Source organism: Pseudomonas sp. KT_2_4 (genome assembly GCF_041410225.1).
In the GTDB taxonomy this organism is placed as follows: domain Bacteria; phylum Pseudomonadota; class Gammaproteobacteria; order Pseudomonadales; family Pseudomonadaceae; genus Aquipseudomonas; species Aquipseudomonas paracarnis.
In genome coordinates this window covers 4906904-4931719 of sequence record NZ_CP166962.1, presented here as the reverse complement: position 1 = coordinate 4931719, position 24816 = coordinate 4906904, and the positions used below count along the sequence as shown (strand labels likewise).

Sequence of the window (24816 nt, the reverse complement as noted above, 5' to 3'; positions counted from 1 at the left end):
CGGGTGGCGGTCTTCGCCACCCGAAGCTTGCGTTCCTACGATCCCGTACCACCCACGGTGATCGCATCAATTTTCAAGGTTGGCTGGCCGACACCTACCGGCACCGACTGCCCATCCTTGCCGCACGTGCCCACCCCGCTGTCCAGCGACAGGTCGTTACCGACCATCGACACCTTGCTCATGGCTTCCGGGCCGTTACCAATCAGCGTCGCCCCTTTGACCGGCGCGGTAATCTTGCCGTCTTCGATCAGGTACGCCTCGCTGGTGGAGAACACGAACTTGCCGCTGGTGATGTCCACCTGGCCGCCGCCGAGGTTGGCGCAGTAGATACCGCGTTTTACCGAGGCAATGATTTCTGCCGGATCGCTTTGGCCACCGAGCATGTAGGTGTTGGTCATGCGCGGCATTGGTAGATGCGCATAGGATTCACGACGACCATTACCGGTGCGCGCCACGCCCATCAGGCGCGCGTTGAGCTTGTCTTGCATGTAGCCCTTGAGCACGCCGTTTTCGATCAGGGTGGTGCATTCGGTCGGCGTGCCTTCGTCATCGACACTCAGCGAACCACGGCGGCCGGCCAGGGTGCCGTCATCGACAATGGTGCACAGCTTGGACGCAACCATTTCGCCCATGCGCCCACTGTAGGCGGAACTGCCCTTGCGGTTGAAATCGCCTTCCAGGCCATGGCCCACGGCTTCGTGGAGCAACACGCCAGACCAACCCGAGCCCAGCACCACCGGCAAGGTGCCGGCGGGTGCCGGAATCGCTTCCAGGTTGACCAATGCCTGGCGCAGCGCCTCACGGGCATAGCCCATGGCACGGTCGTCAGCGAGGAAATAACGGTAGTCGGTGCGCCCGCCGCCGCCATGCCCACCGCGCTCGCGGCGCCCGTTCTGTTCGACGATCACACTCACATTGAAACGCACCAGCGGCCGTACATCCGCCGCCAGCCCACCGTCTGTGGACGCCACGAGGATGCGCTCCCACACGCCCGCCATGCTCACGGTCACTTGCTGGATACGCGGGTCCAAGGCGCGGGTGGCTGCGTCGATTCGCTTGAGCAGCTCGACCTTTTCCGCACGGCTGATCACTTCCAAGGGGTTATCCGGCGCATACAACTGCGCCACGTCCTGGGTACTGAACGCCTGCACCGTGCCATTCTGCCCGGCACGGGAAATCGAACGGGCGGCACGCGCCGCCAGGCCCAGGGCCTCCAGGGTGATCGCATTGCTGTAGGCAAAGCCGGTTTTCTCACCCGATTGCGCGCGAACGCCTACGCCCTGGTCAAGGTTGAAACTGCCTTCCTTGACGATCCCATCTTCCAGCGCCCAGGACTCGGAAATCTGCCCCTGGAAATACAGGTCAGCCGCATCGATACCCGGCCCGGCCAGATCGCCGAGCACGGTTTGCAGGCTTTCGATGGTCACGCCACCGGGTGCCAGGAGGTGATCACTGACTGAGGACAACAACTCGCTCATAGGTTTGGCCTTAAATTCATCGTTCTGAAGCAGGCCGCTGCGCGCCCTGCGAGAAAAAGCGCCGGTGATTGGCCACCGGCATGCGCGCCCGTATCGACGCCTGTTCACTGCTATCGCGTTCGGCCAGTAACACCGCCTCGCCTTGATCCTGTTGCGCCAGCACTCGGCCCCAAGGGTCGACAATCGCCGCGTGGCCAAAGGTTTCCCGTGGGCCTGGGTGCACACCGCCCTGGGCAGCTGCCAGCAGGTAGCACTGGGTTTCGATGGCACGTGCGCGAATCAGCACATCCCAATGCGCAGCCCCGGTCACTGCCGTGAAGGCCGAGGGCGCGGTAATCAGTTCAGCCCCCGCCGCACGTAACTCGCTGTACAGTTCGGGGAAACGCAGGTCGTAACACACCGTTAACCCCACACGGCCCACCGGCGTATCCGCCACCACCACCTGGTTACCGAAAGCATAGTCGTCAGATTCGCGATAACGACCGCGAGCATCCGCTACGTCCACATCAAACAGGTGGAGTTTGTCGTAGCGAGCGACGATTTCACCCTGATCGTTGATCAGCAGCGAGCAAGCATTGGGTTTGGCGTGGGGCTGGTCCTTGGGTGGCAGCGGCAAGGTGCCGGCCACTATCCATAAGGTGAGGTCGCGGGCGGCCTGTTTCAACCAGGGCAGCACAGGGCCTTGCCCCAACGCCTCGGCGCGGCCAATGTCGGCCACATCGCGGCGCCCCATGGCGGCGAAATTCTCTGGCAGCACCGCGAGTTTCGCGCCATCGGCCGCCGCCTGCTCCAGCAGGCGACGCGCCTGGGCGAGGTTGGCCAGCACGTCACTCTGGCTGACCATTTGAATTACCGCAAAGGACATGGGCCGACACTCCATACAGGGCATGGGGCCATGCTACTCCACAGGCTCTCAGTTTGGCTTTTCAAATGGCTTGTCGAAGGTGATTTTTGGATCCTTCCAGGGGCCTTGCACCTTGTATTGCACACTGGCGAAGCGCGAAACCCGGTCACCGATCAGCTTGTCGATCAAAAACAGCGCACCACCAATGGCCGGCGCACCGACAATCAGCGCCGCAATCGGCAGGTTGTTGGTCACAGGCAAGGTGACCAGCAATTTGGCGTCGACGCGATCGGCAACCAGATCCAGGGTGCCGTTAAGCTCCAGATTGGTGGAAGGCCCGGTCATGGTGATGGGCTCGCGGGTCACGAACACGCCATTACTGGCGGCCAACAAGCCCTTGACCCTGTCGTAGCTCAAGCCCTTGCCGAACAAGTCGGAAAAGTCCAAACGCAAACGCCGGCCAATGGAGTTGAAGTTAAGCAGGCCAAACACTCGCAATGCCTGGGCCCCGCCCTCCACTTCGACGAACTGACCTTTACGGAACGCGGCATCCAGGCTGCCGGAAAACCGCTTGGGCCCGACCCAGGCCGGCGACCCCGGCCAGCGGCCATCCACGTCCAGATGGAAGTCTTCGCTGGTCACCGTAGGCGCAAAACCCCAGCCCTTGAGCACGTCGGCAATGTTGCGCCCATCGAGGCGGCCCTTGTACCAACTGCTGCTGGCGCCTGGCGCACCTTCCCAACCCCCAGCGCCCTTGAGCAGCATGCCCTTGAGGCCAAGGTCGAGGTTATTGAAGGCCAGGCCCTTGGCGGTCGGGCGGATCCTCAGCGACCAGGCCCCGATCAGGTCCGAGCCCTGGAACAGCTGGTCGACGGCAATATCCAGTGCCGGAATGCTCTTGGGGTCGATATCGGCCAGCGGGTCCGGCGCGTTTTCGTCCGCCTGCGCGGTCGGGTCTGGCGCAGGCAATTTCACATACTTGAGGTTGACCGCAATCGGCGCGCCTTTGGCGTCCGGCAGGTTCACCGCGCCCTTGGCTTGCTGGCTATCGAGTTGCAGGCCCCAGGCCGCTGGTTTGCGATCGAGCTGCAAGCTGACCTGGTCAAACTGGGTACCAAACCCGGTCAGCTTGCCCACTTTGAAGTCCGCACCGCTGAGCAGTTGCTTGGCGTTGCCACCCGGATCATTGCCCGCGTAGCGATCCACAAGTTTCTTCCAGGGATCGATATCCAGTTCCGACAGCACGCCACGAATGCGCAGGCCCTTGGCACCGGGCAGCACGGCATCACCGTCGCCGAGGAACAGTTCGCCACGGCCATCATTGAACTTGTCCGGCGGCGCAGCAAAGGTGAAGTTAGCCAGCTCGCCGTAATCAAACCAGTAACGGCGTTCAGCGCCCTGCAAAGTCATGCGGAAGGTGCTGTCACGTCCTTGGCTGGCCGGCATGCCGAACGGTGCCGGCAGGTCCACCGCGACACCCTTGAGGTTGGAGTTGACCATCAATTGGCTGTCCGCGCCGTCGAGGATCACTTGCAACTGGTACGGAATATCGCCGGAGACCGGCAACGGCTGGCTGATTTTCAACCAGTCCGTAAGGCGCTTGACGGTGACCTGGCCATTGGCAGTCACCCGCGTGCTGATATTACCCGGTTTGCCTTCGGCAAAGATCTGCGCCGTGATGGGGCGGTCGAACGCCTGGGCCGAGATCTTCTGCCCGCTCAGGCCCTTGGCGCTGTCGAAGCGAAAATCACCCTTGAGCTGGGTCAGGTCCAGCGGCGGTTCCGCCAATTGCAGGCGCGCTTTGTCGGTCTTGAAGTCCACCACGATCTTGGGCTCAGTGCCTTTGGCCAGCGGTACGTCCAGGTCCAGGCTACCTTGCAGGTCGCCCTCGCCTTTCCAGCCAGCGAACGTAGACGCCGTGCCAATCGGCGCTTCTTGAAGGATCTTCAGGCCGTCGCCCAAACCGCCGGAGAACCCGCCCGTGAGCAGCAGATGACTGTCCCCGCCCGCTGGGGCGTGGGGGATATTGACGTAGACATCCTTGACCTGGGTGTCGAGCAATTGGCCCTTGCTCGCCAGAATGCGTACGCCGCTCTCCTCGACAAACACTTCGCCATTGACCTTGTTCACGTGCGGCCAGCCCGGCTGGAAGGCGAGTTCGGCATCATGCACCTTGAAGAACAGGCTGATATTGCGCGACGCGGGCAGTGCATTGTGGCTGAGCGAACCCTGGTACTGGAAGAAGCCTTCGTCCACCGCGCCCTTGAGGATCGCCGTGCGCAACCACTCATCCAGCGCCGGGCTCAACACGGCGGGCAGGTACTTGGGGGTGAAACGGCCATCGCCATCGACCATGCCGACCCGCAGGTCCATGTAGTCTTCCTGGCTGTGGTCGAAATGCAGGCGAATCAGGAAGTCCGCCGCCACCTTGCCTTCCTCGCCCAGTACCTTGATATATGGGGCGATCAGGGTGAAGCCTTGCTTGTCCAGCTTCCAGGTCAGGCGTGCATTGGCCTGGATGTACTGCCACGGCTTGGCGAAGATCGGATACAGATGCAAGGAAAAGTCCTTGCTGTCCATGCGCAACTCGCCCTGGCCCAGGTCGCCACTGATGCTGCCGGACACATTGCGTGCGGCTGGCGCGCCAAAGTAGGCATCGAAGCCGACACGTTCCAGGTTGGCGGCAAAACTGAGTTTTCGGTCGGTGGTGTCTTGCGGTCGGAAGTCCACCAGCACATTGCGTAACAGGCCAGTGGCTTTGAGGTGTTCGACGGCCTTGGCGAAACCGTCCGGCAGCGGCGCCAAGGCGTTGAGCAGCGGGGTAATGGGGGCCAGGTCGAGACGGTCGGCCTGCAATTTCCACACCTCCTGTTCTTTGTCGGTCGCCAGGTTTTGCTGCAATTGCAGGCGCGACTCCCAGCGGGTTTCGCCAATGTTCATCGCCAGGGAATCAAACAGCACCTTGAGGCCAGTGTCACTGCGTTGCAGGTAGGCGGTCAGGGCCAGGTTTTCAAGGTGCACCGGCTTACGGTCGGCGTAGCTGCCCTTCACTTGAGGCGAATTGAGGCGTACCGCCGCGCTTTGCACCGTGCCTTTGGCCCAACTGAGCCAAAACTCACCGCCGGCCTTCAATTGCGTCAGCTTCCATTGCTGGGTCAGCCTGGCGGGAATCCACTTGGCCCAGTCGCTTTGCGGCAAACTCAGGTAGGCATCGACCTCAGCGTCTTTCCACTGACTGGCGCGAATGCGGCTGCGCAGGCTGACCGCCAACGGTTGGCCATCGGGCAATGTCAGGCGAGCATCCAGACGCTGCTGGCTCATGCCGGTATGCAGGCTCAGGCCCACATAGGTCACGGTCACTGGTGCCTGGTCGAAGGGTTGCAGGGTCACCTGGCTGTCCAGCACCGACACGCGCTTGACCATTTGCATGCGCGTCAGCAGTTGTTGCGGGTCCAACGGCTGGTCGTCCTGCACCGGCAAGCCTTGCAGGGTCCAGCGGCCGTCCTGGTTCTCCTTGACACTCAGTTGCAAGCCACTGACTTGCAGATGGGCGATACGCACTTCGCGGGCCATCAGGCTGGCCCACATATCCGGCACCACTTCCACCTGGTCCAGGCGCAAGGCACTGCTGCCCTCGCCGACCATGACGTCGTGGGCCAGCAATACCGGGGCAAACCCGCTCCAACGGCCTTCAAGACTACCGATGTGCAGCGGCGTATCCAGCGCAGCCTGGGCCTTGGCCTCGACTTCGGCGCGGTATTCAGCCACCAGCGGGGTGAGTTCGCGCCCCAGGCTCACATACACCGCCGCCAATACCAGCGACAACGCACACAGGCCCAGGCCCCAACGGGTCAAAGCGGCAAAAAAGCGTATCAGACGCTCCATGTCAGGCGACCCTCAAAAAACAGTTAGCGGACGGCAGATCAAGGTCTGCCGGTCTCGAAGAAAGTGCACAGTTGGGGATCAGAGCAACACCACGTCGTATTGTTCCTGGGAATACATGGTTTCGACCTGGAAGCGAATCGTGCGACCGATAAAACTTTCCAGTTCGGCGACGTTACCGGACTCTTCGTCCAGCAGGCGATCCACCACTTTCTGATTGGCAAGTACTCTATAACCTTCGGCCTGATAGGCGCGTGCCTCCCGCAGGATCTCGCGGAAAATCTCGTAGCAAACCGTTTCCGGGGTCTTCAGTTTGCCGCGCCCTTGGCAACTGCTGCACGGCTCGCACAGGACCTGTTCCAGGCTTTCACGCGTGCGCTTGCGAGTCATCTGCACCAGGCCCAACTCGGTGATGCCGATGATGTTGGTCTTGGCGTGATCGCGCTCCAGTTGCTTCTCAAGCGTACGCAGCACCTGGCGCTGGTGCTCTTCATCTTCCATGTCGATGAAGTCGATGATGATGATGCCGCCCAGGTTGCGCAGGCGCAGTTGGCGGGCAATAGCGGTAGCCGCCTCGAGATTGGTCTTGAAGATGGTCTCTTCAAGGTTGCGATGGCCCACGAATGCGCCGGTATTGACGTCGATGGTGGTCATGGCTTCTGCCGGGTCTACCACCAGGTAGCCGCCGGACTTGAGTGGCACCTTGCGTTCCAGGGCTTTCTGGATTTCGTCTTCGACGCCATACAGGTCGAATATCGGCCGCTCGCCGGGGTAGTGTTCCAGGCGATCGGCGATTTCTGGCATCAACTCAGCGACAAATTGCGTGGTGCGCTGGAAGGTTTCCCGCGAGTCGATGCGAATTTTCTCGATCTTCGGGCTGACCAGGTCGCGCAGCGTGCGCAGCGCCAGGCCAAGGTCTTCATAGATGACGCTGGGCGCGCCGATGGTCTTGATCTGCGCGTCGATCTGATCCCACAGGCGCCGCAGGTAGCGAATATCCATGAGGATCTCGTCAGCGCCAGCGCCTTCTGCGGCGGTGCGCAGGATAAACCCACCCGCTTCCTTGATGCCCTCGGCGGCGACGCAGTCGCTGACCACCTTCTTCAGGCGCTCGCGCTCGGCTTCATCTTCGATCTTCAGGGAAATGCCCACATGGGCAGTGCGCGGCATGTACACCAGGTAGCGCGAGGGAATCGACAACTGGGTGGTCAAGCGGGCGCCCTTGGAACCGATAGGGTCCTTGGTGACTTGCACCACCAGGCTCTGGCCCTCGTGCACCAGAGCGCTGATGCTTTCCACCGCAGGGCCCTCGCGCAGGGAAATTTCCGAGGCATGGATAAACGCTGCACGGTCCAGGCCGATGTCGACGAAGGCCGCCTGCATGCCCGGCAATACACGCACCACCTTGCCTTTGTAGATATTGCCGACGATCCCGCGCTTTTGGGTGCGTTCGACATGCACTTCTTGCAGAACACCGTTCTCTACCACCGCCACGCGCGATTCCATCGGCGTGATATTGATCAGAATCTCTTCACTCATGGCTGGGTCTCGTTCAGGCGTTTTCACAATAGTGACCGGTCGCTTAAGGCTTGGCGCTGGAATACGGCGTTCAGCACACGGTAAGGTTTTGCCAACAGGGTATGCCGAATTGCGCCAGGAGTTGCGCGGTTTCGCACACAGGCAGGCCCACCACCGCGGAATAACTGCCATTGAGCCCGGCAACGAACACCGAACCCAACCCCTGGATAGCATAGCCGCCGGCCTTGTCCTGCGGTTCACCACTGTGCCAGTAGGCGGTAGCCTCCTGAACAGACACCTCGCGAAAACGTACACGACTGCTTACACATCGGGTTTCGCAACGCTGGCCGTCAGTCAGGGCAATGGCGGTGAGCACTTCATGTTCTCGACCGGAAAGTGCCATCAGCATCGCCAGCGCATCGGCCTGGTCAACGGGCTTGCCCAGGATCTGGCCATCCACGATCACAGCCGTATCGGCCCCCAATACACAGGCGCCCAAGGTATGGCCAAGCGCAATAAAACCCGCCGTCGCCTTGCCGCGCGCAAGGCGCTCGACATAGGCAACGGCAGGCTCGTTGGCAAGAGGGGTTTCATCAATAGCGGCGCTGACCACGGTGAAGGGCACACCGATCTGGGTCAACAGCTCACGTCGCCGCGGGGAGCCCGAGGCCAGGTAAAGCGAATTCATTGCAGCCTCTCCCTGTTGAGTTCGATAACCAGGCAGAGCCTCGCAACCATTCAATTGATTTTATAGCGCCGACGCAGCCCGCGCAGGCCAAAACTGATCCAGGGCCACAACAATGCACTGACCAGCGCCGGCAAGACCAACGCCAGCGTAGGCTGACGGTTGCCGGTCAAGGCGCTCAGCCACAGTTGCACCAACTGCGCCAGGCCGAAGATCACCAGGATCACCAGGCACTGCTGCCACATCGGGAACATGCGCAGGCGCTGTTGCAACGACAGCACCAGGAAGGTAATCAGTGTCAGGATCAACGCGTTCTGGCCCAGCAAGGTGCCATACAGCACATCTTCGGCCAACCCCAGGCACATGGCCGTGACCATGCCCACCTTGTGCGGCAGGTTCAATGACCAGAACGCCAGCAACAAGGCCAGCCAGAGCGGGCGCAGGATTTCCATGAACTGCGGCAGCGGCGAAACGCTGAGCAGCAAGCCGATGGCGAAGGTCAGCCAGACGATCCAGCCATTGCGTGAATGAGTACCCGCCATTAGTCCCCCCTCTGCGGTGTGGTGGCCGGAGCGGCGGTCGGTTTAGCTGGGCGCGCGTTATGCGCGGCAGGTTTGGCCGGCGTTGCCACAGGTGCTGCCGGTGCAGGTGACGTGGCTGGCGCGGGTGCAGGCGGACCAACAAAAGCAGGTTTTGGCACCGTGGCCGGCACGATAGGCGCGGTGCCATTCTGCTGATCCTCCGCTTCCTGGGCCTGGGCAGCGTCGTTAGCGCGCTCTTCCGGGGTGCGGTTGTCGCTGAACACCAGCAGCAGGTAACGGCTGCGGTTCAGCGCGGCAGTCGGTACCGCCCGAACGATAGCGAACGGCTGGCCGGAATCGTGGATCACCTCTTTGACCGTCGCCACCGGATAACCCGCCGGGAAGCGCTGGCCCAGGCCAGAGCTGACCAACAGGTCGCCTTCCTTGATGTCAGCGGTGTCGGCCACATGGCGCAGTTCCAGGCGTTCCGGGTTACCGGTGCCGCTGGCAATCGCGCGCAAACCGTTACGGTTGACCTGTACCGGAATGCTATGGGTCGTGTCCGTCAGCAACAGCACCCGCGAGGTGTAGGGCATCAACTCCACCACCTGGCCCATCAGGCCACGGGCGTCGAGCACCGGCTGACCAAGCACCACACCGTCGCGCTCACCCTTGTTGATGATGATGCGGTGGGTAAAGGGGTTGGGGTCCATGCCGATCAGTTCGGCCACCTCGACCTTTTCGTTGACCAGTGCGGAAGAATTGAGCAACTCGCGCAGCCGAACGTTCTGCTCGGTGAGGGCCGCCAGCTTTTGCATGCGCCCCTGCAACAGCAGGTTTTCAGTCTTGAGTTTTTCGTTCTCGGCGACCAGTTCGGTGCGGCTGCCAAATTGGCTGGACACGCCCTGGAAGAGACGTTGCGGCAGGTCGGTGATCCAGTAGGTCTGCATCAACACCAGCGACATCTGGCTGCGCACCGGCTTGAGCAGTGCAAAGCGGGCATCGACCACCATCAGCGCGACCGAAAGCACGGTCAGCACCAATAAGCGCACACCCAATGAGGGGCCTTTGGCGAAAAGCGGTTTAATAAGCCGCTCCTCCCAGGCAAATGTTCTCTTTATTCATACGGCATCAAACCGGCCTGGATGCAGATTGAAGAAGATAAACGCCAACAGGCAGCACTGCAAAGTGCTGCCTGCCGACGAAGCATGAACCATCCAGGCAATCTTATTCGCTGGAGAGCAGGTCCATGGTGTGTTTATCCATCATTTCCAGCGCACGACCACCGCCACGGGCAACGCAGGTCAACGGGTCTTCGGCGACGATCACCGGCAGGCCGGTTTCCTGGGCCAGCAACTTGTCGAGGTCGCGCAACAAGGCGCCACCACCGGTCAGTACCAGGCCACGCTCGGCGATATCGGAAGCCAGCTCCGGCGGCGATTGCTCCAAGGCACTTTTCACCGCCTGAACGATGGTGGCCAGGGACTCTTGCAGAGCCTCCAGCACTTCATTGGAGTTCAGGGTGAAGGCACGTGGAACGCCTTCGGCCAGGTTGCGACCGCGCACATCGACTTCGCGCACTTCGCCGCCTGGGTAAGCGGTGCCGATTTCCTGCTTGATGCGCTCGGCGGTGGATTCGCCGATCAGGCTGCCGTAGTTACGACGCACATAAGTGATGATCGCTTCGTCGAAGCGGTCGCCGCCCACGCGCACGGATTCGGCATACACCACACCGTTCAGGGAAATCAGGGCGATTTCGGTAGTACCACCACCGATATCCACCACCATCGAACCGCGCGCTTCTTCCACCGGCAGGCCGGCACCGATCGCAGCCGCCATCGGCTCTTCGATCAGGAATACTTCACGGGCACCGGCGCCAAGGGCCGATTCACGGATGGCACGACGCTCCACCTGGGTGGACTTGCACGGAACGCAGATCAGCACGCGAGGGCTGGGCTGCAGGAAACTGTTTTCGTGAACTTTGTTGATGAAGTACTGCAGCATCTTTTCGCAGACGCTGAAATCGGCGATCACGCCATCCTTCATCGGACGAATGGCAGCAATATTGCCTGGTGTACGGCCGAGCATGCGCTTGGCCTCGGTGCCAACGGCAACGACACTTTTCTGATTACCATGGGTCCGAATGGCCACAACCGATGGCTCATTCAGAACGATTCCGCGCTCGCGCACGTAAATAAGGGTGTTGGCAGTGCCCAGGTCAATGGAGAGATCGCTGGAAAACATGCCACGCAGTTTCTTGAACATGGGGAAAGGACCCTAGGCAACGCGTGGGTAAAAAAGTGCGGCAAACTCTAACAACGACAGGGATTTTGGGCAAGGCGCCAATGTGCTAAATTGGCCGACTTTCTGTGCACCAACCCCCACAATCGCGGCCTTATGACCGTAGAAATGCGGTAGTGTTCCGACAATCTAACACACGGACGCCCTCCGTTCTGTTTTCCACTGGAGAATCCCATGGCGCTTGAACGCTCCGACGTGGAAAAAATCGCACATTTGGCCTCGCTTGGCCTTAATGATGCCGATCTTCCACAGACCACCGCAGCCCTGAACAGCATTCTCGGGCTGGTCGACCAAATGCAGGCCGTGAATACCGACGGCATCGAGCCCCTGGCTCACCCACTGGAAGCCAGCCAGCGCCTGCGCGCAGACGTCGTGACCGAACGCAATAATCGCGAGGCCTATCAGTCCATCGCGCCAGCGGTCGAAAACGGCCTGTACCTGGTTCCGAAAGTCATCGACTAAAGGGAAAGAGCCTTTCATGCATCACATGACTCTGGCCGAGATCGCCCGCGGTCTCGCCGACAAATCGTTTTCTTCCGAAGAGCTGACCCAGACCTTGCTGGCGCGTATCGCCGCGCTCGATCCGAAGGTCAACAGCTTCATCAGCCTCACCGAGGAGCTGGCCCTGAGCCAGGCCAAGGCCGCCGACGCCCGTCGCGCCAACGGTGAGAATGGTGCGCTGCTCGGCGCACCGATCGCCCACAAGGACCTGTTCTGCACCCAGGGCATTCGCACCAGCTGCGGCTCGAAGATGCTCGACAACTTCAAGGCGCCCTACGACGCCACTGTGGTCGCCAAGCTGGCCGCCGCCGGCGCCGTGACCCTTGGCAAGACCAACATGGACGAATTCGCCATGGGTTCGGCCAACGAGTCCAGCTACTACGGCGCGGTGAAAAACCCGTGGAACCTGGAACACGTCCCGGGTGGTTCGTCCGGTGGTTCGGCGGCGGCAGTGGCCGCGCGCTTCCTGCCGGCCGCTACCGCCACCGATACCGGCGGTTCGATCCGCCAGCCAGCCGCCTTCACCAACCTCACCGGCCTGAAGCCGACCTACGGTCGCGTTTCCCGCTGGGGCATGATCGCCTACGCCTCAAGTCTCGATCAGGGCGGCCCTCTGGCACGCACGGCTGAAGACTGCGCAATATTGTTACAAGGCATGGCAGGCTTCGATAAACAGGACTCCACCAGCATCGACGAGCCAGTGCCGGACTACAGCGCCAGCCTGAACACCTCGATCAAGGGCCTGCGCATCGGCGTGCCGAAGGAATACTTCAGCGCCGGCCTCGACCCGCGTATCGCCGAACTGGTGCAAAACAGCATCAAAGAGCTCGAAAAGCTTGGCGCCGTGATCAAGGAAATCAGCCTGCCGAACAACCAGCACGCGATTCCCGCCTACTACGTGATCGCGCCAGCAGAGGCCTCTTCCAACCTGTCGCGTTTCGACGGCGTGCGCTTCGGCTATCGCTGCGAGAACCCGAAAGACCTCACCGACCTGTACAAACGCTCCCGCGGCGAAGGCTTCGGCAGTGAAGTGCAGCGCCGGATCATGGTCGGTGCTTATGCCCTGTCCGCCGGCTACTACGACGCGTACTACCTCAAGGCGCAAAAGATCCGTCGCCTGATCAAGAACGACTTCATGGCCGCCTTTGAAGAAGTCGATGTGATCCTCGGCCCGACCGCGCCAAACCTGGCGTGGAAGATCGGCGCCAAGACCGGCGACCCGATCGCCGAGTACCTGGAAGACCTCTACACCATCACCGCCAACCTCGCGGGCTTGCCGGGCTTGTCCATGCCCGCAGGTTTCGTCGATGGCCTGCCGGTGGGCGTGCAATTGCTCGCCCCGTATTTCCAGGAAGGCCGCCTGCTCAATGTGGCGCACCAGTACCAGTTGAATACCGACTGGCACACCCGCACCCCTACCGGCTTCTGAGGAGAACACTATGCAATGGGAAGTTGTGATCGGGCTGGAGATTCATACCCAGCTCGCCACCCAATCGAAGATTTTCTCCGGTAGCGCCACCACGTTCGGCTCCGAACCCAATACCCAGGCCAGCCTGGTCGACCTGGGCATGCCCGGCGTATTGCCGGTGCTGAACCAGGAAGCGGTGCGCATGGCCGTGATGTTCGGCTTGGCGATTGACGCCGAGATCGGCCAGCACAACGTGTTTGCGCGCAAGAACTACTTCTACCCGGACCTGCCCAAGGGCTACCAGATCAGCCAGATGGAACTGCCGATTGTCGGCAAGGGCCACCTGGACATTCCCCTGGAAGACGGCACCATCAAGCGCGTCGGCGTCACCCGTGCGCACCTGGAAGAAGACGCCGGCAAAAGCCTGCACGAAGAATTCCCGGGCGCTACCGGTATCGACCTGAACCGTGCTGGCACGCCGCTGCTGGAGATCGTGTCCGAGCCGGACATGCGCAGCGCCAAGGAAGCCGTGGCCTACGTCAAGACCATCCACGCGCTGGTGCGCTACCTGGGCATCTGCGACGGCAACATGGCCGAAGGCTCGCTGCGTTGCGACTGCAACGTGTCGATCCGCCCAAAGGGCCAGGTCGAGTTCGGCACCCGCTGCGAGATCAAGAACGTCAACTCGTTCCGCTTCATCGAGAAGGCGATCAACAGCGAAGTACGTCGCCAGATCGAGCTGATCGAAGACGGCGGCAAGGTGATCCAGCAAACGCGCCTGTACGATCCGAACAAAGACGAAACCCGCGCCATGCGCAGCAAAGAGGAAGCCAACGACTACCGTTACTTCCCCGACCCGGACCTGTTGCCGGTGGTGCTGGAGGATTCCTTCCTCAATGACATCCGCGCCACCCTGCCGGAACTGCCGCAGCAAAAACGCGAGCGCTTCCAGGAGCAGTTCGGCCTGTCGGTCTACGATGCCAGCGTCCTGGCCTCCAGCCGTGAACAAGCCAACTACTTCGAAAAAGTCGTGAGCATTGCCGGCGACGCCAAGCTGGCGGCCAACTGGGTGATGGTCGAGCTGGGCAGCCTGTTGAACAAACAGGGCCTGGAAATCGACGAAGCGCCGGTCACCGCCGAACAACTGGGTGGCATGCTGCTGCGCATCAAGGACAACACCATCTCCGGCAAAATTGCCAAGACCGTGTTCGAAGCAATGGCCGCCGGTGAAGGCAATGCCGACGAGATCATCGAGAAGCGTGGCCTCAAGCAAGTCACCGACAGCGGCGCCATCTCGGCCGTGCTCGATGAGATGCTCGCGGCCAATGCCGAGCAGGTCGAGCAATACCGTGCGGCAGACGAAGCCAAGCGCGGCAAGATGTTCGGCTTCTTTGTCGGCCAGGCGATGAAAGCCTCCAAGGGCAAAGCCAACCCGCAACAGGTGAACGAACTGCTCAAAAGCAAGCTCGAAGGCTGATTGCAGTGAAATGGTCGGAGTGGAGTTTCACCTACACCCCGACCTTTTGTGGGAGCTGGCTTGCCTGCGATTCAGGCACCTCGGTGTTTCAGTTACACCGAGCCGATGCTATCGCAGGCAAGCCAGCTCCCACATTTACATCTGGGACTTCCTGACAATGAAGCGTCTACTCGGCCTCCTGGCCCTGTCCTCCCTGCTGGCCGGTTGCGCCAGCGGCCTCATCGACCCCAACGGCTACGACGAAACCGGCACCGCGTCCTATTACGGCGCCAAGCACCATGGCAAGAAAACCGCCAGCGGTGAACCTTTCAACCAGAACGCCTTGACCGCCGCCCATCGGCGCCTGCCCTTCGGCACCCAGGTCAAGGTGACCAACCTCGACAACAACCGTTCTGTCGTGGTGCGTATCACTGATCGCGGCCCGCATACCCGTGGGCGCCTGATCGACCTTTCACGCAAGGCTGCCGAGCAGTTGCGCATGCTGCGCAGCGGTACCGCACGGGTACGCGTGCAAGCCCTGAACAACTGATCGAGGCAGCCTTGAGCATTTTCGGATTGAACGCCCTCTCACCCTGGAGCCTGCTCGAACTGGTGGGCGGCCTGATCTTGCTGATCATCGGCGCTGAAATCCTGGTACGCGCCGCGGTACGCCTGGCGGCGAGCCTCAAGGTGCGGCCACTGATCATCGGCTTGAGCATCGTCGCCTTCGGCAGCAGTGCGCCACAGATGACCGTCAGTCTTCAGGCCACGCTGGCCGGCAACACGGACATTGCCGTAGGCAGCGTCATAGGCAGCAGCATCTTCAATATCCTTGTGACCCTGGGTTTGTCCGCACTGATCATTCCGCTGCGGGTCTCGCGGCAGCTGGTGCGCGTGGATATCCCGGTGATGATCGTCGCCGGCCTGCTGGTGTTTATCCTCGCCGCCAATGAAATGCTGACGCCCTTCGATGGCGCCGTGCTGCTGGTGGCGCTGGTGGCCTACCTAGGCGTATTGCACTACCAGACACGTCATTCCCGCCGCCCGCGCACTCTGGACACCGTGGCGAAGGCGCCATGGCTGAGCAGTGTGCTGCTGATGCTCGGCGGTTTGCTGGTGCTGGTGCTGGCCGGGCATTTGTTGCTCGGCGCAGCGGTGGAGGTGGCGGGCGATCTCGGATTGTCGGAGCGCGTCATCGGCCTCACGTTGATCGGCGTCGGCACCTCGCTGCCGTGCCTTGCCACGTCGCTGATCGCCGCGTTGCGTGGCGAACGGGAGATTGCCGTAGGCAACGTGATCGGCAGCAACCTGTTCAACCTGCTCGGCGTGCTGGGTTTTACCGCACTGGTGGCGCCGACACCGCTTTCGGTATCACCCAACGCCCTGGACTTCGATTTACCGGTGATGCTCGGCGCCATCATCCTGTGCCTGCCGGTGTTCTATACCGGCTATCGGGTAACACGTATCGAAGGGCTGGTGCTGCTGGGGCTGTACCTGGCGTACGGGCTGCATGTCATGGCCTTCACCACGGGCATGCCGCTGGCCAACAAGCTTGAACAATTGATGCTGTATTACGTCCTGCCAGCGTTAGTGGTTTTGCTGTTGTTCACCTCACTGCGCGCCTGGCACCGCCAACACAAGAGGGAATCGCAATGACCGATCAGAAAAAACCCGGGGTTGAAGTACGTCGCCAGGTCATGGGCGATGCGTTCGTCGACCGCGCCCTGGGCAATGCCACGGCGTTCACCCAGCCGCTGCAGGACTTCGTCAACGAGCACGCGTGGGGCAGCGTCTGGAACCGCGAGGGTTTGCCGCTCAAGACCCGCAGCCTGATCACCCTCGCCGCCCTCACCGCCCTCAAGTGCCCGCAGGAACTCAAGGGCCATGTGCGCGGTGCACTGAATAATGGCTGTACGGTGGAGGAGATCCGCGAAGCGCTGCTGCATTGCGCGGTGTATGCCGGGGTGCCGGCGGCGATTGATGCGTTTCGGGCGGCGCAGGAAGTGATTGAGGCGTATCAGGCGGATCAGCAGTGACTGCCAGATAGTTATCGCAGGCAAGCCAGCTCCCACACTTGAGTGTATTCACACATCCACATGTGGGAGCTGGCTTGTCGGGTCGCCGCATCGCTGCGATGGGGCCTCAACCTGCCCGCCTATTTCAGATCCAACCACCCGCCTGCAACACAAAAATCCCGATATTCGTGGTCACCGCCGCCATCAACGTGGTGATCACGATAATCGCGGCCGCCAACTCATGATTACCCTCCGCCGCCCTGGCCATTACAAAGCTCGCGGCGGCCGTGGGCGCGCCGAAATACAGAAACAGAATCCCCAACTCCGGCCCCCGGAACCCCAGCAACCAAGCGCCCAACGTGGCGATCACTGGTAGCCAGATCATCTTCATCAGGCTCGCGCTCAACGCCATGTTGCCGCTCTTGCGCAGCGCGGCCATGGACAAGGTGCCGCCGATGCAAATCAACGCCAACGGCAGCGTGGTGTCCGACAGGTACTGCAAGGACTTCTCCAACCAGCCGGGCACGCCGATCTGGAAGTACGCGAACGGCGTGGCGACGATCACGCTGATAATCAGCGGGTTGGCCAATACGCTTTTGAAGATGCTCCACGGGTCGGACTTGATCACTGGGCTATAGACCGCCAGCACAATGGTCGACAGCGTGTTGTAAAAGAGGATCACCAGCGCGGCGAGGATCGCGCCCAGCGATATACCGTAGTCGCCGTACATACTGGCCGCCAGCGCCAGGCCGATGACCCCGTTATTGCCACGAAACGCGCCTTGGGCGTAGATGCCTCGGTCTTCGCGCTTGCAACGAAAGATTGCCCAGCCCCAGGCCATGGCAAAGCTCACCAGGGTGGCGACGCAAAAGTAGATCAGCAACCCCGGCTTGAGCGCCGAGTGCAGGTCGGCATGCAGAATGCCAAGGAACAGCAGCGCCGGCATGGCGACGTTGAACACCAGGGACGATGCGGTGTGGATAAAGTTGTCATTGATCCAGTTGATGCGCTTTAGAAACACGCCCAGGAACAGCATGGCAAACACCGGCGCGGTGATGGTGAGGGTGGTGAGGAAGATTGCCAGCATGCCGGGGAGAACCTTGGTGGGCGTCGTTAGTTGGCTAATGATAAGCCAGTCCGAGCGGGTTCGTGTGGGCAACGCCATTCAAATGTGGGAGCTGGCTTGCCTGCGATGGCAATATGTCAGCCGATGCACTCATAATTGATGCACCGCTATCGCAGGCAAGCCAGCTCCCACAGGTTAGCGCCTGGTCTCAGGTAATCGGCGCCGGGTTGAACAGCGTGATGTCGTTATGCAGCTTGTGCCGCTCTGCCCAGGTCTGCTTCTTGCCGCTGGCCACATCCAGATAGAAGTGGAACAGCTCCCAGCCCAACTCCTCGATACTCGCCCGCCCCGTGGCAATGCGCCCGGCGTCGATATCGATCAGGTCCGGCCAACGCTGGGCCAGCTCGGTGCGGGTGGAGACCTTCACCACCGGCGCCATCGCCAGCCCGTACGGCGTGCCGCGCCCGGTGGTGAACACGTGCAGGTTCATCCCCGCTGCCAGTTGCAAGGTGCCGCAGACAAAATCACTGGCCGGTGTGGCGCAAAAGATCAGGCCCTTTTCCTTGAAGCGCTCACCAGGGCCAAGCACGCCGTTGATGGCACTGCTGCCGGATTTGACGATGGAGCCCAACGACTTTTCGACAATATTCGACAGCCCGCCCTTCTTGTTACCCGGCGTGGTATTGGCGCTGCGGTCTGCCTCGCCCTTGGCCAGGTAACGGTCGTACCAGTCCATTTCCCTGACCAGCTCGCGGGCGACGTCCTGGTTCTGCGCGCGTGAGGTCAGCAGGTAAATCGCATCGCGCACTTCAGTCACTTCGGAAAACATCACCGTCGCGCCGGCACGCAGTAACAGATCCGAGGCATACCCCAGCGCCGGGTTGGCGGTGATGCCGGAAAACGCATCGCTGCCGCCGCACTGCATGCCCAGGATCAACTCGGAGGCCGGCACGGTTTCGCGGCGACGCTGGTTGAGTTTTTTCAAGCGCACGTCGGCCAGGGCCATGATCTGCTCGATCATTTCAGTAAAGCCGTGGCTGGAATCCTGCAAGCGATACAGCCATGGCTCGCTCAGGTCCACGGAGCTGTCGTTATCGTGCATCACCTGCCCTGCCTGAAGCTTTTCGCAGCCCAGGCTGATCACCAAGGCCTCGCCGCCCAGGTTGGGGTTGCGCGCCAGGTTGCGCACGGTTCGGATGGGGATATAGGCATCCGTCGCCGTAATCGCCACGCCGCAGCCGTAGCTGTGGGTCAGCGCCACCACATCATCGACATGCGGGTACTGGGGCAGCAACTCGTCCTTGATGCGCTTGACCGCATGGTCCAGCACGCCGGTAACGCATTGCACGGTGGTGGTAATGCCGAGGATATTGCGCGTGCCCACGGTGCCGTCTGCATTGCGATAGCCCTCGAAGGTAAACCCCTCCAGGGGCGCCTGGGTTTCAGGCACCTCGGTGGACAGCGGCAAGCTGTCCAGCGGCGGTGCGGTGGGCATGCGCAACTGGTCCTCCTGCACCCAACTGCCGCGCGGAATCGGCGCCAGGGCATAACCGATGGTCTGGCCGTAGCGAATAATCTGGCCGCCCTCGGGGATGTCTTCCAGGGTCACCTTGTGGCTCTGCGGGATGAAATCCACGGTGACGAGGCCGTCGGGAAACTCGGTACCGGCGGGTACCCCTTGATCGTTCACCACGATCACCACATTGTCGCGCTCGTGCAAACGTATCGAGCGCGGCGAGTCGGCATGTTCAATCAACTGCATCACACGAACCTCAGGAATGCGCTTGAGAAAGGTTGGTCAACTCCGGGCCTTTGGTGGGCGGCTCCTTGAGCACCACGCGCTTGATCGGGCCGACAATCACCAGGTAGCTGAATACCGCCACCAGCGCGTTGGCGCCGACGAACACCAGCGCCCATTTGAACGAGCCAGTGGTGCTGATGATGTAGCCAATCACAATCGGTGTGGTGATCGACGCCAGGTTACCGAAGGTGTTGAACAAGCCGCCACTGAGCCCGGCGATTTGTTTCGGCGAGGTGTCGGACACCACCGCCCAACCCAATGCGCCAACGCCTTTGCCGAAGAAGGCCAAGGCCATGAAGCCCACCACCATCCATTCGATGTCCACGTAATTGCACGCCACGATGCTGCTGGAAATCAGCAGGCCACCGATGATCGGCGCCTTGCGTGCGAAGGTCAGCGAATGGCCTTTGCGCAGCAGGTAGTCGGAAATCACCCCGCCGAGCACCCCGCCGATAAAGCCGCAGATCGCCGGTAACGAGGCAATGAAGCCGGCTTTGAGGATGGTCATGCCACGCTCCTGCACCAGGTACACCGGAAACCAGGTCAGGAAGAAGTAGGTGATACCGTTGATGCAATACTGGCCCAGGTAGACGCCAAGCATCATGCGGTTGGTCAGAAGCTGGCGGATGTAATCCCACTTGGGCCCGTCGGTTTTCTTACCCTTGCCCTTGTCCTGATCCATATCGACCATCGCGCCATTGGCGGCGATGTGATTGAACTCGGCCTCGTTGATCATCGGATGCTGGCGCGGGCTGTGGATAACTTTCAGCCAGATCAGCGAGAAAACAATGCCGATCACGCCCATCACGATAAAGACGTGCTGCCAGCCAAAGCGATAGACGATCCAGCCCATCAACGGCGCGAACAACACCGTGGCGAAATACTGGGCCGAGTTGAAGATCGCCGACGCAGTGCCGCGTTCCGCCGTAGGAAACCACGCCGCAACAATACGGGCATTTCCCGGAAACGACGGCGCCTCGGCCAAGCCCACCATAAAGCGCAGCATGAACAGCGCGACCACCGCAGTGGAGACGCCAAACTCACCGACATAGCCTTGCAGCACGGTGAACAGCGACCAGGTGAAGATGCTCAGGGCATAGACTTTTTTCGAGCCGAAACGGTCGAGCAGCCAGCCACCGGGAATTTGCCCGGCCACGTAGGCCCAACCGAATGCAGAGAAGATATAACCGAGGGTGACCGCGTCGATACCGAGGTCTTTTTGCAGGCTGGAGCCGGCGATAGCGATGGTGGCCCGGTCGGCGTAGTTGATCGTGGTCACCAGGAACAGCATGAGCAGGATCAAATAGCGGACATGGGTCGGCTTGGTCGCTTGCATGTAGAAGTACTCCCACTAATTATTTTTTTTGCGGGTAATCATTTTTTTTGCCGTGGAAACCGCACTATGTGGGAGCCGGGCTTGCCCGCGATGCAGGCACCTCGGTGTGTCAGCGAGACCGAGGTGAGGCTATCGCAGGCAAGCCAGCTCCCACCTGGAGCCGGTGCCACGGGGTGCTGCGTGTTACGAACCGATGTAGCTGGTTTTCACCACGGTGTAGAACTCTTGCGCATAGCGACCTTGCTCACGCGAACCGTAGGATGAGCCCTTACGGCCACCAAATGGAACGTGGTAGTCCACCCCCGCCGTCGGCAGGTTGACCATCACCATTCCAGCCTGGGAGTGGCGCTTGAAGTGGTTGGCATATTTGAGCGAGGTGGTGGCGATGCCGGCCGACAAGCCGAACTCGGTGTCATTGGCCATTGCCAGCGCCGCCTCGTAGTCCGCCACGCGCACCACGTTGGCCACCGGGCCGAAGATCTCTTCACGGCTGATGCGCATCGCCGCTTCACTGTCGGCAAACAGTGTGGGCGCCAGGTAATAGCCTTCGGTGTCGCAGGTGACCAGGCCGCCACCGCTCACCAGCCGGGCGCCTTCGCTCTGGCCGATGTCGATGTATTTCATGTCCTGATCCAACTGGGCCTGGGACACCACCGGGCCAATGTCGGTACCACTATGCAAAGCGTGGCCGACCTTGATCGACTTCATGCGCTCGGCCATGGCGGCGACAAACTGGTCGTGGATCCCCGCGGTGACAATCAAGCAGCTCGAGGCGGTGCAACGCTGGCCGGTGGAGTAGAACGCACTCTGTACCGACAGCTCGACAGCCTGCTTGAGGTCGGCATCGTCGAGAATGATCTGCGGGTTCTTGCCGCCCATTTCCAACTGCACCTTGGCCTGGCGCGATACACAGCTGACGGCGATCTGACGCCCAACACCCACAGACCCGGTGAAACTGATGCCATCGACTTTCGGGCTGTTGACCAGCACGTCGCCGACCACACGGCCACTGCCCATCACCAGGTTGAACACACCGGCAGGGAAGCCGGCGCGGGAGATGATTTCGGCCAAGGCCCAGGCACAGCCCGGCACCAGTTCGGCAGGCTTGATCACCACGCAGTTGCCGTAGGCCAGGGCCGGAGCGATTTTCCACGCGGGGATGGCGATCGGGAAGTTCCACGGGGTGATCAGGCCCACCACACCGAGGGCTTCGCGGGTCACTTCAACGTTGACGCCCGGGCGCACCGAAGGCACGTAATCGCCCGACAGGCGCAGGCACTCACCGGCGAAGAATTTGAAAATATTGCCGGCGCGGGTCACTTCACCAATGGCTTCGGGGAGGGTCTTGCCCTCTTCCCGGGCCAGCAGGGTGCCGAGTTCTTCACGACGGGCGAGAATCTCGCTGCCGACTTTATCCAGCGCATCGTGACGCGCCTGGATACCGGAGGTGGACCACGCCGGGAACGCGGCGCGGGCAGCGTCGATGGCCGCGTTGACTTGGGCCACGTCGGCTTTGGCATATTCGCCAATGGCGTCGGACACATCCGAGGGGTTGATGTTGGTGCAGTAGTCGGCGCCGGTTACCCATTGGCCATTGATGTAGTTCTCAAAACGCTTTGCTTGGGACACGAATCTTCTCCTGACGCAAAAGGCCGCTGATTGCTCAGCGGCCTTGTGGATAATTTATTGCGCGCCTTGCTTGTCGATCAGCGCGGCGAGGGCTTCGTACTCTTCCGGCAGCAGGTCGGTCAGTGGCGTGCGCACGGGGCCGGCGTCATAACCGACGATTTTCGCACCGGCCTTGACGATGCTCACCGCGTAACCGGCCTTGCGATTACGGATATCCAGGTACGGCAGGAAGAAATCGTCGATGATCTTGCCGACGGTGGCGTGATCTTCGCGGGCAATGGCGTGATAGAAATCCATCGCCGTCTTGGGGATGAAGTTGAACACCGCCGAGGAGTACACCGGCACGCCCAGGGCCTTGTAGGCTGCGGCGTAAACCTCTGCAGTCGGCAAACCACCGAGGTAGCTGAAACGGTCGCCCAGGCGACGGCGGATCGACACCATCAACTCGATATCGCCCAGGCCATCCTTGTAGCCGATCAGGTTCGGGCAGCGCTCGGCCAGGCGCTCCAACAGCGGTGCGGTCAGGCGGCAGACATTGCGGTTGTACACCACCACGCCGATCTTGACCGACTTGCACACGGCTTCAACGTGGGCGGCAACCCCGTCCTGGCTGGCTTCGGTGAGGTAGTGCGGCAGCAGCAGCAACCCTTTGGCGCCGAGGCGTTCGGCCTCTTGGGCGTACTCGATGGCTTGGCGGGTAGCACCGCCCACACCGGCCAGGATCGGCACGCTGGACGCGCAGGTATCCACGGCGGTTTTCACCACCTGGGAATATTCGCTGGCCGCCAGGGAGAAAAACTCACCTGTGCCACCCGCGGCGAACAAGGCGCTGGCGCCATAAGGGGCCAGCCATTCCAGGCGCTTGATGTAACCCGCCTGGTGGAAATCACCCTGGGCGTTGAAATCGGTCACCGGGAAAGACAGCAGACCGTGGGAGAGGATGGACTTCAGTTCTTGTGGATTCATTATTCGAACACCCTGGGCGAAGACTTTCTAACGAAAGGTTGTTGTTGGTTTTGATGATGTCGTACGTCATCGTACAACTATAAATAAATTCGTCAACTGCAATTCATCCGGCGTACTCCTGCGAAGGCTTAAGACGCGGCTCTTGACGTAGGAAATTTCTCACCTATGATCCATATACCTGTATATGTATACAGTTATCACGGAAGATTCCTACGACATAGCAAGGAGCTAACATGTCAGGTCTTGAACTCGCAGCACCCGAAAAAAACCCGCCAACCCTGCGCTTCGAAGGCGGTGAACACACCGCCATCGGCGATGACACCCTGCTTCGCTTCAGCAAGGACGCCCCGGCCATCCCTGCGCGCCAAGTCGAACTGCACCTGCCCAACGGGCTCGCGCTGACCTATGGTCAAGTAATCGCCCTGGGCGGCGACTTCTATGGCATCCCCGGCCAACCGATCAGCGATGGCAACTCCCCGTCCGAGCGCGTGCAACGCTTCACCGCCGCTTTCAACTCTCTCGCCGTGTTGCCCGCTTCACGGCAAGAAGCGCAGAAGATCCTGGCGGTGATGCAAAAGGAGATCAACGCCGTCAACCAGGCGATCAAGGACGGCAAACAGCCGCACGAAGCCTACGACGCCCTGGGTGATACGTTGTCCGAGGAGTGGAACCGCATCACCGGCGGCGGCAGCGCTGTTTCGGCCCTCGTGCCACTGGGCCGCTACTTGAAACTGGCAGCCGACAACGCCGACCACTTCGGTGAGTGGGCCTTGTCGGCCTACATGGCCGGCCATACGGCAGCACTGCAACAGGCAGTGGTGGCCCATCAGACCGGCACCGACCAGGCCCTGGAATTGGCTTACGCCATGAACAGCTTTGCCGATCACTTTTTGACCGATCTGTTTTCCGCCGGCCACCTGCGGGTACCGCGCAAACAACTGGCAGCGGTGGTGACGCCTGGAGAACTCGGCTCGCTGATCAGCCGCTTCATGCACGATGAAGACAGTAAATTCGGGCTCAAGGTGCGCAATGCCATGGGCGCTCAGTGGCATGCCTACGGCGACAAGCGCTACTTCGACAGCATTGACGCCGACAATCGCGTGCAGGTCAAACGGGCGGTACAGGCCTCGGCAGATGAAATCTTCGAAACCTTCATCAGCGGCATCGCGCCCTCCCCGGCTGAGTTCAAGGCACCGCTGTATGTGCCCGACCTGAACGCCGCGCAGAACCCGGCGAATAACTTCTCGCCGCTGTTCAAGATAGAGGGGGACAAGGTGCTGCGGCGCAAGGACGTCAACGATTTGAACGACAAGCACTGGACCAATGATTGGTGGGGATGGAGTACGTACTTATTGCTTAAGGACTACAAGCCAAACCAACCCGCCAACTAACGGCTGGCATGATCGTTC

20 protein-coding genes are annotated in these 24816 nt (G+C 61.1%); 7 read left to right on the top strand and 13 right to left on the bottom strand.

Annotated elements, in window-relative coordinates; genetic code table 11:
* Positions 1-35: 35 nt before the first annotated feature.
* From tldD to mreB, 8 genes are all read right to left on the bottom strand, one after another.
* Positions 36-1478 carry a metalloprotease TldD gene (gene tldD / locus AB9N64_RS22670; RefSeq protein ID WP_003188566.1) on the bottom strand — a complete coding sequence of 481 codons (1443 nt, stop codon included), beginning with the start codon at positions 1476-1478 and terminating at the stop codon, positions 36-38.
* Between the two features lie 16 nt (positions 1479-1494).
* Positions 1495-2343, bottom strand: coding sequence for a carbon-nitrogen hydrolase family protein (locus AB9N64_RS22665; RefSeq protein WP_014716924.1), 849 nt, complete (start codon positions 2341-2343; stop codon positions 1495-1497).
* A 48-nt stretch (positions 2344-2391) separates the two neighbouring features.
* Entirely contained in the window at positions 2392-6207 is a 3816-nt protein-coding gene (locus AB9N64_RS22660; protein ID WP_020301267.1) for a YhdP family protein, read from the bottom strand.
* A gap of 78 nt (positions 6208-6285) precedes the next feature.
* Positions 6286-7743, bottom strand: coding sequence for a ribonuclease G (gene rng / locus AB9N64_RS22655; RefSeq protein WP_003188562.1), 1458 nt, complete (start codon positions 7741-7743; stop codon positions 6286-6288).
* 70 nt (positions 7744-7813) lie between these two features.
* Positions 7814-8410, bottom strand: a complete 597-nt coding sequence (locus AB9N64_RS22650) for a nucleoside triphosphate pyrophosphatase (protein WP_019816960.1) — start codon at positions 8408-8410, stop codon at positions 7814-7816.
* Positions 8411-8460: 50 nt separating this feature from the next.
* Positions 8461-8949 carry a rod shape-determining protein MreD gene (gene mreD, locus AB9N64_RS22645; RefSeq protein WP_003188558.1) on the bottom strand — a complete coding sequence of 163 codons (489 nt, stop codon included), beginning with the start codon at positions 8947-8949 and terminating at the stop codon, positions 8461-8463.
* Positions 8949-9986, bottom strand: coding sequence for a rod shape-determining protein MreC (gene mreC / locus AB9N64_RS22640; protein WP_020301269.1), 1038 nt, complete (start codon positions 9984-9986; stop codon positions 8949-8951). The genes mreD and mreC overlap by 1 nt, the downstream gene beginning before the upstream one ends.
* A gap of 169 nt (positions 9987-10155) precedes the next feature.
* Positions 10156-11193: a rod shape-determining protein MreB gene (gene mreB, locus AB9N64_RS22635; protein ID WP_002555108.1), complete on the bottom strand. Its 1038-nt coding sequence runs from the start codon at positions 11191-11193 to the stop codon at positions 10156-10158.
* Positions 11194-11403: 210 nt separating this feature from the next.
* On the opposite strand from mreB, the gene gatC reads away from it, so the two are divergent.
* The 6 genes from gatC (at position 11404) to AB9N64_RS22605 (ending at position 16630) form a co-directional block, all read left to right on the top strand.
* Entirely contained in the window at positions 11404-11691 is a 288-nt protein-coding gene (gatC, locus tag AB9N64_RS22630) for an Asp-tRNA(Asn)/Glu-tRNA(Gln) amidotransferase subunit GatC (RefSeq protein WP_003188556.1), read from the top strand.
* A gap of 16 nt (positions 11692-11707) precedes the next feature.
* Positions 11708-13159: an Asp-tRNA(Asn)/Glu-tRNA(Gln) amidotransferase subunit GatA gene (gene gatA / locus AB9N64_RS22625; protein WP_014716920.1), complete on the top strand. Its 1452-nt coding sequence runs from the start codon at positions 11708-11710 to the stop codon at positions 13157-13159.
* A gap of 10 nt (positions 13160-13169) precedes the next feature.
* Positions 13170-14615 (top strand): Asp-tRNA(Asn)/Glu-tRNA(Gln) amidotransferase subunit GatB, encoded by a 1446-nt coding sequence (gatB, locus tag AB9N64_RS22620; RefSeq protein WP_005784800.1) that lies wholly within the window; start codon positions 13170-13172, stop codon positions 14613-14615.
* Between the two features lie 157 nt (positions 14616-14772).
* On the top strand, positions 14773-15144 hold the full coding sequence (locus AB9N64_RS22615) for a septal ring lytic transglycosylase RlpA family protein (RefSeq protein ID WP_014716919.1): 372 nt from the start codon (positions 14773-14775) through the stop codon (positions 15142-15144).
* A 26-nt stretch (positions 15145-15170) separates the two neighbouring features.
* Positions 15171-16250 carry a calcium/sodium antiporter gene (locus AB9N64_RS22610; protein WP_014716918.1) on the top strand — a complete coding sequence of 360 codons (1080 nt, stop codon included), beginning with the start codon at positions 15171-15173 and terminating at the stop codon, positions 16248-16250.
* The gene (locus tag AB9N64_RS22605) at positions 16247-16630 is read left to right on the top strand and encodes a carboxymuconolactone decarboxylase family protein (RefSeq protein ID WP_014716917.1); all 384 of its coding nucleotides are present in this window, start codon (positions 16247-16249) and stop codon (positions 16628-16630) included. The genes AB9N64_RS22610 and AB9N64_RS22605 overlap by 4 nt, the downstream gene beginning before the upstream one ends.
* A 124-nt stretch (positions 16631-16754) precedes the next feature.
* Here AB9N64_RS22605 and AB9N64_RS22600 read toward each other — a convergent pair whose 3' ends face one another.
* From AB9N64_RS22600 to kdgD, 5 genes are all read right to left on the bottom strand, one after another.
* A complete protein-coding gene (locus AB9N64_RS22600; protein WP_003188544.1) occupies positions 16755-17696 on the bottom strand; it encodes an AEC family transporter in 942 nt (313 codons plus the stop codon).
* A gap of 187 nt (positions 17697-17883) precedes the next feature.
* Positions 17884-19437, bottom strand: coding sequence for a galactarate dehydratase (gene garD / locus AB9N64_RS22595; RefSeq protein WP_019816962.1), 1554 nt, complete (start codon positions 19435-19437; stop codon positions 17884-17886).
* A 10-nt stretch (positions 19438-19447) separates the two neighbouring features.
* A complete protein-coding gene (locus AB9N64_RS22590; protein ID WP_014716915.1) occupies positions 19448-20812 on the bottom strand; it encodes an MFS transporter in 1365 nt (454 codons plus the stop codon).
* Positions 20813-20995: 183 nt separating this feature from the next.
* Positions 20996-22441, bottom strand: coding sequence for an aldehyde dehydrogenase family protein (locus AB9N64_RS22585; protein WP_371359671.1), 1446 nt, complete (start codon positions 22439-22441; stop codon positions 20996-20998).
* A 54-nt stretch (positions 22442-22495) separates the two neighbouring features.
* Positions 22496-23407 carry a 5-dehydro-4-deoxyglucarate dehydratase gene (gene kdgD, locus AB9N64_RS22580; protein ID WP_003188537.1) on the bottom strand — a complete coding sequence of 304 codons (912 nt, stop codon included), beginning with the start codon at positions 23405-23407 and terminating at the stop codon, positions 22496-22498.
* A gap of 233 nt (positions 23408-23640) precedes the next feature.
* Between kdgD and AB9N64_RS22575 the strand changes: the two genes are divergently transcribed.
* Positions 23641-24798, top strand: a complete 1158-nt coding sequence (locus AB9N64_RS22575) for a phospholipase (RefSeq protein WP_275967783.1) — start codon at positions 23641-23643, stop codon at positions 24796-24798.
* Positions 24799-24816: the final 18 nt, after the last annotated feature.

Excerpts from the sequence above, each read along its gene's own strand:
- AB9N64_RS22590 (WP_014716915.1), bottom strand. The coding sequence starts at position 20,812 with ATGCAAGCGACCAAGCCGACCCATGTCCGCTATTTGATCCTGCTCATG.
- AB9N64_RS22605 (WP_014716917.1), top strand. The coding sequence starts at position 16,247 with ATGACCGATCAGAAAAAACCCGGGGTTGAAGTACGTCGCCAGGTCATG.
- gatB (WP_005784800.1), top strand. The coding sequence starts at position 13,170 with ATGCAATGGGAAGTTGTGATCGGGCTGGAGATTCATACCCAGCTCGCC.
- garD (WP_019816962.1), bottom strand. The coding sequence starts at position 19,437 with ATGCAGTTGATTGAACATGCCGACTCGCCGCGCTCGATACGTTTGCAC.
- AB9N64_RS22600 (WP_003188544.1), bottom strand. The coding sequence starts at position 17,696 with ATGCTGGCAATCTTCCTCACCACCCTCACCATCACCGCGCCGGTGTTT.
- AB9N64_RS22650 (WP_019816960.1), bottom strand. The coding sequence starts at position 8,410 with ATGAATTCGCTTTACCTGGCCTCGGGCTCCCCGCGGCGACGTGAGCTG.
- gatA (WP_014716920.1), top strand. The coding sequence starts at position 11,708 with ATGCATCACATGACTCTGGCCGAGATCGCCCGCGGTCTCGCCGACAAA.
- tldD (WP_003188566.1), bottom strand. The coding sequence starts at position 1,478 with ATGAGCGAGTTGTTGTCCTCAGTCAGTGATCACCTCCTGGCACCCGGT.
- AB9N64_RS22665 (WP_014716924.1), bottom strand. The coding sequence starts at position 2,343 with ATGTCCTTTGCGGTAATTCAAATGGTCAGCCAGAGTGACGTGCTGGCC.
- AB9N64_RS22615 (WP_014716919.1), top strand. The coding sequence starts at position 14,773 with ATGAAGCGTCTACTCGGCCTCCTGGCCCTGTCCTCCCTGCTGGCCGGT.
- AB9N64_RS22575 (WP_275967783.1), top strand. The coding sequence starts at position 23,641 with ATGTCAGGTCTTGAACTCGCAGCACCCGAAAAAAACCCGCCAACCCTG.
- mreD (WP_003188558.1), bottom strand. The coding sequence starts at position 8,949 with ATGGCGGGTACTCATTCACGCAATGGCTGGATCGTCTGGCTGACCTTC.
- rng (WP_003188562.1), bottom strand. The coding sequence starts at position 7,743 with ATGAGTGAAGAGATTCTGATCAATATCACGCCGATGGAATCGCGCGTG.
- kdgD (WP_003188537.1), bottom strand. The coding sequence starts at position 23,407 with ATGAATCCACAAGAACTGAAGTCCATCCTCTCCCACGGTCTGCTGTCT.
- AB9N64_RS22660 (WP_020301267.1), bottom strand. The coding sequence starts at position 6,207 with ATGGAGCGTCTGATACGCTTTTTTGCCGCTTTGACCCGTTGGGGCCTG.
- gatC (WP_003188556.1), top strand. The coding sequence starts at position 11,404 with ATGGCGCTTGAACGCTCCGACGTGGAAAAAATCGCACATTTGGCCTCG.
- mreB (WP_002555108.1), bottom strand. The coding sequence starts at position 11,193 with ATGTTCAAGAAACTGCGTGGCATGTTTTCCAGCGATCTCTCCATTGAC.